Source organism: Chelatococcus sambhunathii (genome assembly GCF_001418005.1).
GTDB classification, from domain to species: Bacteria; Pseudomonadota; Alphaproteobacteria; order Rhizobiales; family Beijerinckiaceae; genus Chelatococcus_A; species Chelatococcus_A sambhunathii.
Genome location: NZ_LIOL01000003.1, coordinates 151,716 through 167,274, shown reverse-complemented (window position 1 = coordinate 167,274; position 15,559 = coordinate 151,716). Strand labels below are relative to the sequence as shown.

13 protein-coding genes are annotated in these 15,559 nt (G+C 68.4%); 8 read left to right on the top strand and 5 right to left on the bottom strand.

Features of this window, described 5'->3' with window-relative positions:
• Positions 1-31: 31 nt before the first annotated feature.
• Together ASC46_RS07335 and ASC46_RS21515 are read right to left on the bottom strand one after the other, a co-directional pair.
• Positions 32-697 (bottom strand): polysaccharide biosynthesis/export family protein, encoded by a 666-nt coding sequence (locus ASC46_RS07335; protein WP_055458644.1) that lies wholly within the window; start codon positions 695-697, stop codon positions 32-34.
• Complete coding sequence (locus ASC46_RS21515) at positions 697-870, bottom strand: hypothetical protein (protein ID WP_169790092.1); 174 nt, start codon at positions 868-870, stop codon at positions 697-699. Before ASC46_RS21515 ends, ASC46_RS07335 begins: the two co-directional genes overlap by 1 nt.
• Positions 871-1,255: 385 nt before the next feature.
• Here ASC46_RS21515 and ASC46_RS07330 point away from each other — a divergent pair, with 385 nt between their 5' ends.
• The 7 genes from ASC46_RS07330 (at position 1,256) to ASC46_RS07300 (ending at position 11,292) form a co-directional block, all read left to right on the top strand.
• A complete protein-coding gene (locus tag ASC46_RS07330) occupies positions 1,256-2,725 on the top strand; it encodes a hypothetical protein (protein WP_055458643.1) in 1,470 nt (489 codons plus the stop codon).
• Positions 2,722-4,011 carry a polysaccharide biosynthesis protein gene (locus tag ASC46_RS07325; RefSeq protein WP_141659667.1) on the top strand — a complete coding sequence of 430 codons (1,290 nt, stop codon included), beginning with the start codon at positions 2,722-2,724 and terminating at the stop codon, positions 4,009-4,011. Before ASC46_RS07330 ends, ASC46_RS07325 begins: the two co-directional genes overlap by 4 nt.
• Positions 4,012-4,016: 5 nt before the next feature.
• Entirely contained in the window at positions 4,017-5,144 is a 1,128-nt protein-coding gene (locus ASC46_RS07320) for a glycosyltransferase family 4 protein (RefSeq protein WP_055458641.1), read from the top strand.
• A 159-nt stretch (positions 5,145-5,303) separates the two neighbouring features.
• Complete coding sequence (locus ASC46_RS07315) at positions 5,304-6,755, top strand: undecaprenyl-phosphate glucose phosphotransferase (RefSeq protein ID WP_055458640.1); 1,452 nt, start codon at positions 5,304-5,306, stop codon at positions 6,753-6,755.
• 28 nt (positions 6,756-6,783) lie between these two features.
• A complete protein-coding gene (locus ASC46_RS07310; RefSeq protein WP_055458639.1) occupies positions 6,784-7,626 on the top strand; it encodes a WecB/TagA/CpsF family glycosyltransferase in 843 nt (280 codons plus the stop codon).
• A 466-nt stretch (positions 7,627-8,092) separates the two neighbouring features.
• Positions 8,093-10,351 (top strand): GumC family protein, encoded by a 2,259-nt coding sequence (locus ASC46_RS07305; RefSeq protein ID WP_169790091.1) that lies wholly within the window; start codon positions 8,093-8,095, stop codon positions 10,349-10,351.
• Between the two features lie 128 nt (positions 10,352-10,479).
• Positions 10,480-11,292, top strand: a complete 813-nt coding sequence (locus ASC46_RS07300) for a class I SAM-dependent methyltransferase (RefSeq protein ID WP_055458637.1) — start codon at positions 10,480-10,482, stop codon at positions 11,290-11,292.
• A gap of 18 nt (positions 11,293-11,310) precedes the next feature.
• Here the strand turns inward: ASC46_RS07300 and ASC46_RS07295 are convergent, their stop codons facing one another.
• The 3 genes from ASC46_RS07295 to ASC46_RS07285 form a co-directional block, all read right to left on the bottom strand.
• A complete protein-coding gene (locus tag ASC46_RS07295; RefSeq protein WP_055458636.1) occupies positions 11,311-12,105 on the bottom strand; it encodes a class II glutamine amidotransferase in 795 nt (264 codons plus the stop codon).
• A gap of 151 nt (positions 12,106-12,256) precedes the next feature.
• Positions 12,257-13,729: a cryptochrome/photolyase family protein gene (locus tag ASC46_RS07290; protein WP_055458635.1), complete on the bottom strand. Its 1,473-nt coding sequence runs from the start codon at positions 13,727-13,729 to the stop codon at positions 12,257-12,259.
• Positions 13,722-14,222, bottom strand: coding sequence for a TspO/MBR family protein (locus ASC46_RS07285; RefSeq protein ID WP_055458957.1), 501 nt, complete (start codon positions 14,220-14,222; stop codon positions 13,722-13,724). The genes ASC46_RS07290 and ASC46_RS07285 overlap by 8 nt, the downstream gene beginning before the upstream one ends.
• A gap of 312 nt (positions 14,223-14,534) precedes the next feature.
• Here ASC46_RS07285 and ASC46_RS07280 point away from each other — a divergent pair, with 312 nt between their 5' ends.
• On the top strand, positions 14,535-15,545 hold the full coding sequence (locus ASC46_RS07280) for an ABC transporter substrate-binding protein (RefSeq protein ID WP_055458634.1): 1,011 nt from the start codon (positions 14,535-14,537) through the stop codon (positions 15,543-15,545).
• Positions 15,546-15,559: the final 14 nt, after the last annotated feature.

The following is a 15,559-nucleotide window of genomic DNA, read 5'->3' as shown; positions in this document are numbered from 1 at the left end:
AATTGCGATGCAATCTGATCCGAATGGAGCTCTAGAAGTAGCGCTCGTCGACGCGCAGGTTGTCGCCCGGAAAGACAGGCACGGGGCGGGCCATGTCATGGGCCCGCTCCTCGCTTTCGCCGCGCCGGCGGATGTAGATGCGCCGCTGATCGGCCCGCGGGGTGAAGCCGCCGGCAAGCGCCACGGCCTCGAAGGCCGACAGCCCGGGGCGGAACTTGTACTCGCCGCTGTTGCGCACCTCGCCGAGCACGAAGATGGGCCGGTAGGCGAGGATCTCGACGACGATGCGGGGATTGCGCAGGAGGCCGCCACGGAAGCGCCTGGTCAGCGTGTCCTGCAGGTCGGCGAGGGTCTGGTTCTCGGCCGGTACTGCGCCGATGAGGGGCAGCGTGACCGCGCCGCCGCCGTCGATCTCGAACTGTCCGGAGAGCGCCTCCTCGCCGAATACCGTCACCCGGATGCGGTCGCCGATACCGAGGCGGTAGCGATAGCTCGACGGGGCCGGCTGGTCGGGCCGGGAGATCGTTGCGTCTGTCGCGCCGGCTGCCGTCGGAGAAAGTGCCGCCGACGGCCCGCCGTCGTTCGCAGCGGGGGCGAAGCAGCCGGACAGAAGGGCTGCCAGCGCAAGCGCAGGCGCTGAGGCAGGGCGAGCGGCGGGATTGCGGACAGGCGGCGTGGAGCGCGGGAACGAAACCATCAACGGCCTCTGAGCGGTGTCAGGAACGGAACGCAGCGGATGCGAGGGGCGCAGCCGGCGCCGGGAAGGACGGCATAGGTCATGGCGACGGCGGGGGTCTGCCGACTGAAGTCGACGAGCCCATCCACCCCGAGCGCGACGGCCGGCACGAGGAAGCGGACGGCTGCTGCCATACCCAGCCTTACGGCGCCGTTGCAGGCGAGGCCCAGCAGGCACAGGCCGGTGAGCAGAGCAAGAACCCGTCGGGCTTTTGGAGCCGAACATGGCCGGTGCCGCGCCGCGAAGAAGCGTGAGGGCTGGGCCCGCCGGTCCGCTCCACGATACAGTCCCGCGGCCTCTGGCCGTGCCGACCCACTGGGATGGCGCCGTTCGCCGTTCATCCTTCGCGGATTGCAAGATGAAAACTCTAGATAATATTTTGAATGAAGACGATGAGGATATTATGAAGATAGTTTTGGGAATTTTAAATCAGAAATATATGAGAGAAGTTTGCAATCGATAAGAATTCATCTGCGGGATGTTGCCAAGTCTTGGGATGCAGCGGCGCGACCCGACCCGATGCTGTGCGTCTTCCTGGCCGTAGCGTCGCTGGCGGCTGCGCTGCCGGTGGCGGGACATCTGGCTTTTCCGGCGCTCGGCCCGGTCATGTCTCTCGCCCTGGCGCTCTGTCTCCTGCAGGGCGGACCCGGGATGGTGCCGCCGCTGCTCCTCTTCGTCTTCACTTTTCAGAACAGTTTCGTCGCGATGCTGCTGCCGCTGCTTCCCGACAGGGAGGAGTTCGACACGGTGCGGGGCTACAGCTTCCTGACCGCCGCGCTCCTGTGGGCCGGCTTTGCCGCCTTCCATCTCAGGGGGTGCGCGGGCGCCCCACCGTTGGCGAGACGCCTGATGGCGCTCTCCTTCGCGATGATCGCCGCCGCTGGTGGCTATTGTGTCCTTGGTGCGATCGCCGACCCGCGCGCCGCCCTCGTCTACCTGCGCAACATCGCCCTTCCGGTGATGCTGTTCCAGATCGGCCTCGTCGCCGGTGCCCGCCTCGCGGTGCCGCCCAAGCGTTTCCTGCCGGCTCTCACCCTGATGGTGCTCGCCTTCGGCTATGCCGAGCTCCTCGCCTATGACGCGCTGGCGGCGCTCGTCAATGCCGATGGCTATATCGCCCTGCGCTTCCGGCGCATGATCGACAGCGGCTTGTGGCTGAAAGCCGTCGAAGCGGGCGGCCGCGTGCTGCGTGACGAGCGCGACATGCTGCTGATCAACCCGTTCAACGTGCCTTGGTTCGCAGACTTCGGCCCGATGTTGCACCGCCTCAACGGTCCGAACTTCCATCCGATCAGCTTCGCCTATCTGCTCGGGATCCTGTCCTTCGTTCTCCTTGCCGCGGGCCGCCCCCTTTATCTCGTCGCAACCGTGCCCCTTCTCGCTGTCATCGGCTCGAAGGGCGCCGTCGTGTTCGTGCTCATGGCGCTGGCGGGCTTCTGGCTGCTGCGCCGCCTGCCGCGGCTCGCGGTGCCGACGTTCCTGCTGCTGCTCATGATCTATGCTGCGGCGGCCTTCGTCGTCGGGTTGGAGCAGCGCGACTACCACGTGCTCGGCCTCGTCGCAGGGTTCGAGAGCTTCACAGCCAATCCGCTCGGCCACGGCCTCGGCAGCGGCGGCAACCTCGCCGTCGACCCGGCGGAGCGCGACTGGCAGCGCGCGCAGGCCCTGGGCACGGCCGGCCAGGCGGTCGAGAGCGCGCTCGGCGTACTGCTGCACCAGATGGGGATCGGCGGTCTCGCGCTTCTGGTGGGCTATGTCGTCATCGCCGGAACGGCCCTGCGGCTCCATCGGGCGGGGGGCGGGCCGTTCGTCGCTGCCGTCGCTGTTGCCGTGCCGGCGCTGCTGGTCAACGGGGCCTTTCAGGAGGAGGCGCTGTTCGCGCCGCTCGCCATGGGGGCCTTGATGCTTGTGACCGGCCTCGCAATCGGCCGTGCCGTGCGGCAGCAAGCCTCTCGTGCCGGGCAGCCGCCGTACGAGGGGCACCCGTGATGGACGGTGCACGGCCGGTGCGTGCCATTCTCGCCGGGGCAGGCCCGGTGCTGGCGCTCAAGTTTGCAGGGGCGGCCGCAGCTTTCGGCATGTTCGCCGTGACGGCCCGCACCTTGGATGCCGAGGCCTTCGGCCGACTCGGCATCTGGTTCAACGCGATGTCCTTTCTGGCTGTCGCCGCGTTGTGCGGCCAGGAAACACTGATTCTCAAGGTCTGGGCGACCGGGACCGTCGCCTGCCGGCATGGCCTCATGCGGTTCGCGCTCGGCAACATGATCGCGGCGGCGCTTGCGTTCTTCGTGGTGGCGCTCACGGTTACCCATGCAGCCGGTCTCGATCCGTCGCCGGGCCTCGCCGCTGCCGCCGGCGCCTTTCTCGTGGCGCAGGCGATGCTGCATCTGACCTCTCATGCGAGCCGCGTGGGCCTCGGCATAGGCGTGGCCGAGGGGCATCGGGAGGTCGTCTGGCGGCTGGCGGCCGCCGGCACCGCCATCGCGTGCCTCTGCGGCGGGTGGCCGTTCGTGCCGGAGGCCTTCCTCGCCGTGGCAGCCCTTTGCATGGTCGCAAGCGCCACCTGGCAATGGCGCCGGCTCTCGTCCAGCATGCGGGGCGGTGCTGGCCCGGTTGCTGCCGACCGGCGCGGCTGGCGGCGGCAGATGGGTGGCATGTGGCTCGCAGCCATCCTCGACGCTGGCCATCAGTATCTCGATGTGGTGCTCATCGGGCTGCTGCTCGATCCGTCGGCCGCGGCCGGTTATTTCGCCGCCGCTCGCGTCGCGGCGATCTTCCCGATCCTCGCCGGGGGGCTCGCCAACTATGCCTCCGGCCAAATTGCCGCGCTCTTCCCGACCGGCCGGAGGCAGCGGCTGCAGAGCCTGCTGGCCTGGCTCCAGTCGCTTGCGGCAGTCGGGGCGGTCACCGGCCTCGCCGTGGTTGCGGTATGGGGCGCGGCGCTGCTCGCGATTTTCGGCGACGGCTACCGGGATTTCGCGCCGATCCTCCGCCTCCTCGCCCTGGGGGCGGCCGTTTCGCTTCTCGCGGGACCGGCGCCGCACCTGTTGCTGCTGTGCGGTTACGAGCGCGCCTATCCGATGGCGGGCATCGCGGTCCTCGTTCTGCGGATGGTGCTCGTCGTCGTCCTGGGTAGCACCTTCGGCGCCGTCGGCGCGGCGGCAGCGGTGGCCTTTATGGCGTCCCTTCAGGCCGTCATCCTCAACCGCCTATGCCGACGCCGGCTGGGCATCGACCCGTCGGTCATCGCGCTCCTGCGGCATGCAAACAGGTGAGCGACATGGCTGACGGCCCCCTCCGACTGCTGTTCGTTCAGCCTCAGGCCGAAGGTGCCGGCGCCCAGGAGCTGGCGCGTCTGCTCGGCGAGAAGCTCGCGGAGCGGGGGTTCGAGGTTCATCACTGCTTTCTCTACCGGCGCACGGGCTTCTACGACGGCCTGCCGCGCGTGCATTACTGTGCCGCCAGCCGTCCACGCGATGCCGTCGCGCTCTTGCGGCTTCTCATCGCGCTCCTGCGCCATCTGCGCAGGGTGCGGCCGCATGCTGCGGTTACCTTCCAGCACTGGGGCAACGTGATCGCCGCGCCCATCGCGCGGGTGACCGGCGTCCGTTGCGTCCTCGCCAACCGCACCTCCGCCACCCTCGCCATGCGGCCCGTATTGGCCGCGCTCGACGAGGTGCTCGGCGTGCTGGGCTTCTATTCACGCATCGTCGTCAATTCCGGAGAGGTCGCGCGCGAGTACGACAGCCACCCCGCTGCCTATCGCCGCCGCGTCGTGCGCATCGACCACGGCTTTCGACCGCGCACCGGCTGCCTGCCGCCGGACGCGGCGCGCGAGGCCCTGCGGGCCCGGCTCGGCCTCGGCGCGGAAGCGTCGGTTCTCGGCTGCGTGTCGCGGCTGCACGCGCTCAAGAACCTCCCGGCGGCGGTGCGGTTGCTGCCGGGCGACGCCAGGCGGCATCTCGTCCTCGTCGGGCAGGGGCCGGAGCGGGAGGCGCTCGTCGCGCTTGCGCGCGAACTCGGCTGCGACGAGCGTCTGCACCTGCTTGGCGAGCAGCCCGCCGAGGCGATCGGCGATATTCTCGCCGGGCTCGATCTCTTCGTCTTTCCCTCGTTGGCCGAGACCTTCGGACTCGCCGTCGTGGAGGCGGCGGCGGCCGGCGTCCCCGTCCTTGCCCATGACCTGCCGGTGCTGCGAGAGGTGCTGCAGGTCGACGGCGAGCCCTGCGGGCTCTTTGCCGACGCGCGGGACGAGCGCGCTTTCGGTGCAGCCGCGACGTCGTTGCTCTGCGACGCCGCCGCATCGGCGCGGCTGGCCGCGACGGGCCGGCGCCTCGAACGACGCTACAGCCCTGATGCGATGGCCGCCGCCTACGAACGACTCCTCGGCGATTGCCGTCTCGGCTGACCGGCCGGTCAGCAATTGCGTCACAACCTTACAGTGCATGCATTGAACGGCGCATCTGCAGGACGCAGAATTCGAATATGCCGGCTGTCCACAGGCTGTCCGCAATTGGCCGTTCTGCGGGGAAGCGCCGGGTTTCTCCCTCGATTGCCCATTGAAGCGATGTTGCACCAGCCCCGCACGGACCGCCGCCGTCCCGTCGTCGCGATGCGCGTCGGCAAAGCCTTGCCGAAGCGGCGCACGCTGGCGCTCGATCGCCTGATCCTGGCCATGCTGTTCGCACTCGTCGACTTCTGGGCGTTGCATGTCGCCGCAACGGCGGTCTACCGGGGCTATCATGCCTGGTGGCTGGCGACGCCCTATCCGGCCGATGTGGCGCTCGTCTTCTGCGCGGCCGTTGCTGGTACGACCGCTGTCCTCATCTTCGAGCGCCGCGGCTATGAAATGCCCGGCCTGACGGCTGCCGGTCAGGCGCGGATGCGTCGCCGCATCTGGCTCGGCGTGATGGTGGCCGCCATCGTCATCGCCTTTGCCACCAAGCTCGGCGGCGATCTCTCGCGGGCCGCGGCCTGCATCATCGCCCTGGTTGGCCTTGGTGTTCTGGCGATGACCAACCGGCTATTCGCTGCCGTCGCCCGCTTTGCGCAGGCTTCGGGCTATCTCGCCCGCAGTCGCATCATGCTGGTGGGCGAGCAGGGGCGCATGACCGGCTTCGCCGCTGCGTTCGACGCGGAAGCCTTTGGCCTCGAGGTGGTTGGCCATGTCGATGCGGCACTGTTCGACGCGGGTCCGGCCTGCCGTGCGAGCGTGCTCGACTTCGCGCGCCGGCAGGCAGTGGAGGAGGTCTTCGTCGCGCTGCCGTGGACAGACGACGAGCGCATCGCCCGCATCCTGCGCGGCTTGGCCGAACTGCCCGTGGCGGTGCATCTGTGCCCCGACCGCATCACCAGTCGCCTCGCCGAAGCGCGATTGCGCCTTCTCGACGGTGCCGCCTTCCTGCAGCTGGCGCGTCCGCCGCTCGACAGCAGCGAGGTTATCGTCAAGCGCTGCTTCGACGTCGTGGTGGCGGCCACGGTGCTTGTTCTCCTGGCGCCGCTGCTTCTCGTCATCGCCGTGGCCGTGCGTCTCGACAGCCCGGGCCCCGCGTTGTTCCGGCAGCGCCGGCACGGCTTCAACCGGTCTAGCTTCGTCATCTACAAGTTCCGCACGATGACGGTGATGGACGATGGTCGCAACATCCGTCAGGCCCGCCGTCACGATCCGCGCGTGACGCGGGTCGGGCGCTTTCTGCGCCGCACGAGCCTCGACGAGCTTCCGCAGCTCTACAACGTCCTGCGCGGAGACATGTCGCTCGTCGGCCCTCGTCCCCATGCTCTCGCCCACGACGACTACTACGACGCCCTGATCCGGTCCTATGCCCGCCGCCACAATGTCAGGCCCGGCATCACCGGCTGGGCCCAGGTCAACGGCTGCCGCGGCGAGACGGATACGATCGAGAAGATGCGCAGGAGAATAGAGCTCGATCTGTTCTATGCCGACAACTGGTCTTTCGGACTCGATATGAAGATATTGCAGATGACATTCGCGCAGATATGGCGTCATGACGCCTATTGAACCTCCATCATGCTATCGAGAGGTCGGGATGCGACTGTCCAGCAGCCTCAGCGCGCGTCCACCGGTCGTTACTTTCAGCGATACCGAAGCGCTTTACGAGGCCTTTGCCGCCGGCCGCCTGCCGCGCCTGACCGTCGGCGGCCTGCCGGGGGAGCGCCTCACCCGCCGGCAATGGGCCGAACTGTTCGGGGCGATATGCCGCTGCCGTCCGCGCGGCGAGGCACCACCGCCGTTCTTCTCGTCGATCAATGGCCAGACCATCTCGCGCTATCATCGCGAGGCAGCGGTGCGCGCGCTGTTCCGCCGCTGCGGCGGGCTTGCAGTTGACGGCATGTCGGCCGTCTTCGCCTCGCGGCTCCTGAGCCGCACGCCCTTTCCGGAACGAGTCGCGACGACGGACCTGTTCCATGACGTTGCCCGCCATGCGCAGGACGAGGGCCTGAGCTTTTTCCTTCTCGGCGGCACGGTCGAGACCTGCGCCGCTGCGGCGCGCCAGGTCGCGGCCCTTTATCCGCGGCTGACCATCGTCGGCACCCACCACGGCTTTTTTGCCGAGCACGAGGAAGAGGCGTTGGCGCGGCATATCAATGCACTGGCGCCGGACATCGTGTGGGTATCGATGGGCGTTCCCCGCGAGCAGCTGTTCTGCGTCCGCAATCGCGACCGTCTGCACCGGGTGGGGCTGCTCAAGACGAGCGGCGGACTCTTCGACTTCTTGGCGGGACGCCACAGCCGGGCACCGGTCTGGATGCAGGCCTGCGGCCTCGAATGGCTGTACCGCCTTGGGCTCGAGCCGCGGCGACTCCTGCGCCGCTACGCGACCACCAGTCTCCATGCCGCCGTGGTGCTGATGACCCGCACGGGACGCTAGACCAAAGTGCCGGCCACCACATTGCTTCATCGACGGCAACGCCTTAAAATTGTATTATCAGTATAATGCAAGTTAAAATATATATCTGACACTTGGGTGTCGGCCACCCGGCCGGCGACGGCTGCGAGGGCATTGCCATGTCGAGATCTTTCTTCCAGCCGTTACGCTGCTTGAGATGGCGAGGTGCACATGCAAGGCCGCGCATAATGCAAGGGCGCCGGACTTCCTTTCCGCCGGTTGTGCTCCCGCTCCGATCACCCTGGGAGGCGCCCATGTGCGCGCTGCGAGAATCGTCAGCCCGTCGAGGTCCTGACGGTGCCGCCCCCAGCGGCACCGTTCCGGCCCCGCGGCGCGACCGGTGCCTGCCTCCACGGGCGCCCCTCGTCCGCTCGCGGCGGCAGTCGCACGCCCGGCAGCGCGAACCGTTCGCTTCTCAATCGTTCCAGAACGCGCCTGGATCTCGATGTTGACGCGACGTTCCAGCGAGGGCGCGGGGCTGCCGGCGGTCCCGGCGGGAGAGGCCCACGGCCCGGCGTCGGGCGATATCCTCGATCTGCGCGGTTTGTGGCTCGTGCTGCGCCGTCGCGGAGGCATGGTGGCGGCGACCGTCTGTCTTGTTCTCGCCATCACCGTCATGACCCTGGCGCTGATCGAGCCGCGCTACAGCGCGACCGCCGTGGTGCTGATCGATCCGCGCCAGCAGCGCGTGATCTCCGCCGAGGCGGTGCTTTCGGGGATCGGATCGGACGCGGCCGCTGTCGAGAGCCAGGTCGAGGTCATCGAATCGTCGACACTGGCCCTGCGCGTGATCGCGCGCGAGAAGCTCGAGGGCGATCCCGAATTCGCCGAGCGGGGATTCCTCCTCCGTCTTCTGGAGCAGGTGTCCGTCGGTCGACATTCTCCCGTCCATGACGAGGCGGACTTCCGGCGTGCGGCGGTGCTGGATGCCCTGCGCGAGCGCATGCAGGTGAAGAGGCGTGGGCGAACCTACGTCCTCGAGATCTCGGTCGTGTCGCAGAGCGCACAGAAGGCCGCACGGCTCGCCAATGCAGTGGCGGACGAATATGTGGCCGGCCAGCTCGCCGCCAAGTATCGGGCGACGGAGCGTGCCTCCCAGTGGCTCGGGGGGCGCCTCGAGGCGTTGCGCGAGCAGGTGTATGGCGCCGAGCGGGCGGTCGAGCACTACAAGGCGGAGCACAACCTCGTCTCCGTCGGGTCCGGTGACAACCTTCTCGAGCAGCAGATTGCCGAGATCAGCCAGCAGATGATCCTCGCGCGGGCCAGGACCGCCGAGGCGCGGGCGAAATTCGCGCAGATCCGCGAAGCGGCCAGCGCCGGGGTTGGAGAGCCAGGGATCGCGGAGGCGCTCGGCTCCCTCGTCGTCACCAACTTGCGCACGCAGTTCGCCGAAGCCGCGCGCCGTACTGCGGAGCTCGGCGCACGCTACGGCAGCCAGCACCCGAGCGTCACGGCCGCCAGGGCGCAGGTGGATGACCTGCAGCGCCAGATCGACGCCGAGCTCGCGCGCATTCTGGCCGGCGTGCGCAACGAATACGAGGTTGCCGTCGGGCGCGAGGCATCGCTCGAGGCGAGCCTCGCCGAACTGAAGAAGGAGGCCGCCCGCTGGGGCGAGTCGACGGTGAGGCTGCGCGAGCTCGAGCGCGAGGCCATGGCCCTGCGCTCCGTCTACGAGCAATTCCTGACACGTTCCAAGGAAACGCTGGAGCAGGAGAGCCTGCAGATCGCCGATGCGGAGATCGTCGCTCCGGCCATCGTGCCGACGCGGCCGAGCTACCCGCGGACGGGGCTGGTGCTTGCGGTGGCCTGTGCCGGCAGCATCCTTGCCGGCCTGTCGCTCGCCTTCGCGCTCGAGCATCTCGACGTCGGCTTCCGCAGCATCGGGCAGGTCGAGGCCTGTCTCGGCGTGCCATGCCTCGGCGTTCTGCCCGTCGTCCAGGAACGGCCGCGGCCGATGCCGTTGGCGCCGCAGGCAGCCGGGCGAGACGCCTCCCGATCATGGCTGTGGTCAGCGAACCGGCCAGCGGATGCGCTCATGCGCATTCTCGTGGAGCAGCCGCTGTCGGCTTTCGCGGAAGCCGTACGCAAGGTCCGCGTCGGCCTGCGCTCAGCCGAAGGCGGCGGTGTCCGGGTGCTCGTCGTCGTCTCGGCCCTGCCGGGGGAGGGTAAGTCGACGATCGCCGCCAATCTGGCCCTTGCCCTGAAAGTCGCGGGCGAACGCGTGGTGCTGGTGGACGGCGACCTGCGCAATCCGGCGCTTACCCGCGTCCTGGCGCCACACGCCGAGCAGGGTCTCATCGAGGTCCTGCGCGGGGAGCAGCCGCTGGACGCCATCCTCATGGAGGACAAGGCGACGGGGCTCACGTTCCTGCCGACCGTACGGACCGGAGCGGTGGCCGATGCCGCCGAGCTCGTCGAAACCCACCATTTCGACGCCGTGCTCGAGCGGCTGCGGCTGGCCTTCGACCGTGTCATCGTCGATGCGGCGCCGCTGCTGCCCGTGGTCGACAGCCGCGCCATCATCGGCCGTGTCGACGGCGCCCTGCTGGTGGTCGAATGGGGCAGGATCGATCCTGCCGCCGCGCAGGCGGCGATCCGCACGCTCGCGGCCGATGCCGATCGCGTGATCGGCGCCGTCCTCTCGAAGGTGACGACGGAGGGCTACCGGTACTGTTGCGGCATTGGGAGCGCCGATGGCGGGGCCTGAGTTCCACCGGTGCATTCCGTCGTCGACCGGGCAGTGGCGCGGCAGTCGTCGCCCGTTCGCGAACGGGTCACCGCCATTCTCGCCGGCGCCGACCGGCGTCTCGCAACCAGCACAGCCGGGGTCACACCATGATCCGTGCCACCCTCAAGCAACATGCGCCCTTTCTGATGGGGCCCTGGCGGGCCATGCGCCGCCATGCGCACCGTCTGCGCTACGGGGCGATGGCGGCGGCGGTGGAGCGGCATGCCGGCGGCCGCATCATGGGCGGCCCCTTCGCAGGCCTGCGCTTCCCGGACAGCGGCATCGGCGGATCGTACTATGCCCAGCTCGTCGGCAGCTATGAGGCTGCGCTGGTGCCGGTCATCGAAGATGTCATCGCGCGCGCGCCGGCGGCCGTCATCGATGTGGGCGCCGCCTACGGCTACTATGCCCTCGGCCTTGCGTACCGCTTGCCGGGCGTGCCGGTGATCGCCTACGAGATGGACGCCACCCGCGCTGCTCTTCTCACGCGCTATCGCAGCCTCAACGGGCTCGATGCCGCCGTCGACGTCCGCGGTGCGTGCACGCCCGAGACGCTCGAGACGGCATTGGCCGCAACGGCGGATGCCTTCTTGTTGATGGATGTGGAGGGGGCGGAGGCGGATCTTCTCGATCCGGCGCAGGTGCCGGCACTCCGGCGGACGGAAATCCTCGTCGAACTGCACGAGATGTTCGTGCCCGGCGTGACGGCCATGTTGCAGGCGCGTTTCGCCCGCAGCCACGCCCAGACCCTCGTTTCGGCCTGCTCTCCGCAAGTCGCGACGACCGCCGCGGCGCGCCTCGCCCGGACGGAGCGCCAACGCGCGCTGCTGTGCGCCATGCTGGCCGAGAAACGCGGTGCACAGATGAGGTGGCTGCATTGCAAGCCGAGGTTGGCCGCAGACGACGGAACACCCGTCTGACCGGACCGGTCGCCGTGCTCAGGCCGCCACGGCTTCCGCCGCCCAGGGAAATGGGGCGACCGTCGTTGCCGTGCCGCGCCGCACCGTGATGAAGGCGCCGCGCGGCACCGCCTGCCAGTGATCGCCACCCCGGTCCACCGGCTCGGACGCAACGGTCACTGCGCCGGGCTGCTCGCTGAAATAGAGGCTCGCCGGCCGATCGTCGCAGGCGACGCGGAAACAGTAGAGCGTCTCGCCATCCGTCAGCGCGGCGGTGAAGCGCAGCGCCTCGTCGACACTGGCGTCGCGCATCAGCATCTTGGTGAAGCCGAGTGTGGCGGCAACCGCCTCGGGCGGCGGACTGCCTTTCGCGATCTCGGCCAGGGCGAGCAGGAAGAGGACCTCGGAATCGGTCGTGCCCTGCCGTGCGTGATAGAACTCGTCGGGCAGGGCGGCTTCGAGCCGGCGCTTGATCTGCGCATAGCCGCCGATCTGCCCGTTGTGCATGAACATCCAGCGGCCGTGAGCGAAGGGATGGCAGTTGGCACGGCTGGTCACGGTACCCGTCGCCGCGCGCACATGGGCGAAGAATTGGCCAGAGCGCACCTGTGTGCACACGGAGCGCAGGTTCTCGTCGGACCAGGCCGGGCGCAGGTCGCGGAACAGGCCGGGAATGTCGCGCTCGCCGTACCAGCCGATGCCGAAGCCGTCGCCGTTGGTTGCCGTCTTGCACTCGGCCGCGTGCAGCGACTGGTGCACCAGCGAATGTTCCGATGCGCACACGAGCGTTTCGAGGAAGATCGGCTCCCCCTGGTAGGCGAGAAAGCGACACATCGACGGGCCTCATCGACAGGACGGTGCCGGATTCGGCGACGCACCAGCCACACCACTGGAATCGTGCCGGCTCGCCTTCGTCAAGAGGCGCAACAGGTGCGATGTGCGATGCCGCACCCGATCCGTGGCGCATCCGCCTGCCCAATCCGCATCAGCCCACGGAGCGGAAGGCAGCGAGGGCCCGCTCGCGGGCGGCATCATGCAGGACGAGGCGTGGCGGATAGCGCTTGGCCAGCGCCTCTTCGCCAGCCTCCCACGGGCGATGGATCCGGGAAGCCGGCAGGGACGCCAGCTCCGGCAGCCATTGCTTCACATAGGCGCCATCGGGATCGAAGCGTTCGCCCTGCAGGACCGGGTTGAAGATGCGGAAGAAGGGGGCCGCGTCCGCGCCCGATCCCGCCACCCATTGCCAGCTTGCGGCATTGTTCGCGGGATCGGCATCGATGAGCGTGTCCCAGAACCAGGCCTCGCCCTCACGCCAGTCGATGAGGAGGTGCTTGACGAGGAAGGAGGCCGCGATCATGCGCACGCGGTTGTGCATATAACCGGTGGCCCAGAGTTCACGCATGCCGGCGTCGACGAGCGGGTAGCCCGTCTGCCCGCGCTGCCAGGCGGCGAGGGCGTGCGGATCGTGTCGCCATGGCATGCCGTCAAAGCGGGGTTGCAGGTTGCGGCAGGCCAGTTCGGGATTGTGGAACAGGAGATGATAGGAGAACTCGCGCCAGCCAAGCTCGGCGAGGAACTTCTCGAGTCCTCGCTGGGCCGCGGGCGCCTGCGCTGCCGCTGCCGCCGAGGCCGCGTGCCAGACCTGCCGCACCGAGATGTTGCCGAAGCGCAGATAAGCCGACAGGCGCGACGTTGCCGCCCGGTCGGGCCGGTCGCGCCGCTCCGCGTAGCCGGTCAGGGCCGTCTCCAGGAAGCGGTCGAGTGCGGGCCGGGCACCGGGCTCGCCGCGGATCCAGGCCTCGCGCAAGCCGCCGGCCCAGTCCGGGTTGGACGGCTCGAGCTGAAGATCGGTGAGGCCGACGGCCGGCAGTTGCGCGACGTCGAGGGCGTGGAAGGACAGTCGGTGTGGGGCCGCCAGGGGTCGGGGTGGGGTGCCGAGTGCCGAGGCCGTGCGCCAGAAAGCGGAGAAGACGCGGAACGGCTGGCCCGTCCGGCTGCGTACGGTCCAGGGCTCGTGCAGCAGATGGCCATTGAAGCTGGCGGCCTCGATGCCCTTCGCGCGCAAGGCGGTTTTCACCGACTCGTCGATGGAGCGTTCCGCCGCGCCATAGCGGCGGTTCCAGTAGACCGCGCCGGCGTTGCAAGCGCTTGCCAGCTGCTCGATGATCTCGCGCGCAGGACCGCGCAGCATGACGAGCTGCCCTCCCAACTTGCGCAGCGCTTGGTCGAGCGCAGCGAGCGAGCCGTGCAGCCACCAGCGCGCGGCACCGCCTAACGGTCTCAGGCCCGGGCTCGCCTCGTCATGGCAGAAGACGCAGACGAGCGGTTGCTGGGTCCTCGCCGCTTCCGCCAGCGCCGGATTGTCGGCAAGGCGCAGATCGTCCCGGAACCAGACGACGACCGGTCGGCCGGGTTCGGAGGGATCGTGTCTCGCGGGGTTTTGCCGGCTCTCAGCCATTCAGGCGCCAGATCTCGAGGTTGAGCACCGTGGCGAAGGCTACCCAGGCGGCGAGCGGCCACAGGCAATAGGCCGCGATCGCGTCGAGACGGCGGAAGCGATCGATCGTTGCCAGGATGATCAACAGCTGCGGCATGATGTTCAAGAGCCCGGCCAGCGGGCTGTGAAGCCCGAAGAAGAGCCAGGACCACAGGATGTTGAGCGCGAGCTGGGCGAAGAAGAGCGTGAGGGCGACCCTTCTGCCCGGGGTGTTGGGCGGCAAGCCCAGAATGCGCCAGGCGGCAAGGGCCATGAGCGCGTAGAGCGCGGTCCAGACGGGACCGAAGATCCAGTTCGGCGGATTGAATGGCGGCTTGGCGAGCCCCGCGTACCAGGGCACCAGGCTCGGAAAGGTCACGAGCTGGCCCAGGAGTGAGGCGGCGATGACTGGCAGCACGGCGATGGCCGCGCGCGCCCAAGGAGACGGGCGAAGGGGATGCTCGCGTTCACTCATCGTCTGGTCCCTGTCCGTCGGGGAGCGCAGCGACCGGCGGGTGCCGCCATCCTTCAACGCCGGAGGCTCGGCTTCGTTCAGCCTCCGCTATCCAGCTACAGCACGCGGACGAGCCGTCTTGCGCAGCGCCCGTCTGCATGGTGAGCTTGAGCTGGCCGTGACGGCCTCGGTCCCTTCGTAATCGAGACTGCAGTGAGTTGACAGTTCTTGCAACCGCTGGTTACGTCACCGGCATAAATCGGTTAGATCGCGGCGTTGCCGCGCGGCCAAAGATCCCGATGAACGGGGCGTTACGTCAAGGGGAGTGAAACGATGAAAATCGCAAGGTTGCTGCTTGCCTCGGCCACGCTTGGGCTTCTCGCCGCGCCGCAGGCCCTCGCCGATACGGCGGACAAGAAGATCGCCCTGTCCAACAACTACGCCGGCAATTCCTGGCGTCAGGCCATGCTGAAGAGCTGGCAGAAGGTCACCTCCCAGGCCGTGGCCGACAAGGTGGTGGCGGCCGCGGACGCCTTCACCACCGCCGAGAACCAGGCGACGGAGCAGGCGGCGCAGATCCAGAACCTCGTCCTCCAGGGCTATGATGCCATTGTCGTCAACGCGGCCTCGCCCACGGCGCTCAACGGCGCGGTGAAGGAGGCTTGCGATGCGGGTATCGTCGTCGTCTCCTTCGACGGCATCGTCACCGAGCCTTGCGCTTGGCGCATTGCGGTCGATTTCAAGAAGATGGGGTCGGACCAACTCGACTATCTCGCCGAGCGCCTGCCCGACGGCGGCAATCTGCTCGAGATCCGGGGCCTCGCCGGCGTCTCTGTGGACGAGGAGATCCATTCGGGGATCGTCGCGGGCGTCGCCAAGCATCCGAAGTTCAAGGTCGTTGGCTCCGTCAATGGCGATTGGGCGCAAACCGTCGCACAGAAGGCGGTGGCGGGCATCCTGCCGAGCCTGCCTGAGATCGCTGCCGTCGTGACGCAAGGCGGCGATGGCTACGGCGCGGCCGAGGCCTTCAAGGCGGCCGGGCGCCCGACGCCGATCATCATCATGGGCAACCGCCATGACGAGTTGACTTGGTGGAAGCAGCAGAAGGACGCGAACGGCTACGAGACCATGTCGGTCTCGATCGCCCCGGGCGTGTCGACGCTCGCCTTCTGGGTGGCCCAGCAGATCCTCGACGGCCAGGACGTGCCGAAGGACCTCGTGGTGCCCTTCCTGCGCATCGACCAGGACAACCTCGAGGCCTCTCTCGAGGCGACCGAGCCGGGTGGTGTCGCCAACAAGGAATATACGCTTGACGAGGCCAAGGCCGTCGTCGCTGGCAAGTAGACCGAAACGGCCTC

What these genes read in the sequence shown, in the direction of transcription:
- ASC46_RS07335 (WP_055458644.1), bottom strand. Translation starts at nt 697, where the DNA reads ATGGTTTCGTTCCCGCGCTCCACGCCGCCTGTCCGCAATCCCGCCGCT.
- ASC46_RS21515 (WP_169790092.1), bottom strand. Translation starts at nt 870, where the DNA reads ATGGCAGCAGCCGTCCGCTTCCTCGTGCCGGCCGTCGCGCTCGGGGTG.
- ASC46_RS07330 (WP_055458643.1), top strand. Translation starts at nt 1,256, where the DNA reads ATGCTGTGCGTCTTCCTGGCCGTAGCGTCGCTGGCGGCTGCGCTGCCG.
- ASC46_RS07320 (WP_055458641.1), top strand. Translation starts at nt 4,017, where the DNA reads ATGGCTGACGGCCCCCTCCGACTGCTGTTCGTTCAGCCTCAGGCCGAA.
- ASC46_RS07315 (WP_055458640.1), top strand. Translation starts at nt 5,304, where the DNA reads ATGTTGCACCAGCCCCGCACGGACCGCCGCCGTCCCGTCGTCGCGATG.
- ASC46_RS07310 (WP_055458639.1), top strand. Translation starts at nt 6,784, where the DNA reads ATGCGACTGTCCAGCAGCCTCAGCGCGCGTCCACCGGTCGTTACTTTC.
- ASC46_RS07300 (WP_055458637.1), top strand. Translation starts at nt 10,480, where the DNA reads ATGATCCGTGCCACCCTCAAGCAACATGCGCCCTTTCTGATGGGGCCC.
- ASC46_RS07295 (WP_055458636.1), bottom strand. Translation starts at nt 12,105, where the DNA reads ATGTGTCGCTTTCTCGCCTACCAGGGGGAGCCGATCTTCCTCGAAACG.
- ASC46_RS07290 (WP_055458635.1), bottom strand. Translation starts at nt 13,729, where the DNA reads ATGGCTGAGAGCCGGCAAAACCCCGCGAGACACGATCCCTCCGAACCC.
- ASC46_RS07285 (WP_055458957.1), bottom strand. Translation starts at nt 14,222, where the DNA reads ATGAGTGAACGCGAGCATCCCCTTCGCCCGTCTCCTTGGGCGCGCGCG.
- ASC46_RS07280 (WP_055458634.1), top strand. Translation starts at nt 14,535, where the DNA reads ATGAAAATCGCAAGGTTGCTGCTTGCCTCGGCCACGCTTGGGCTTCTC.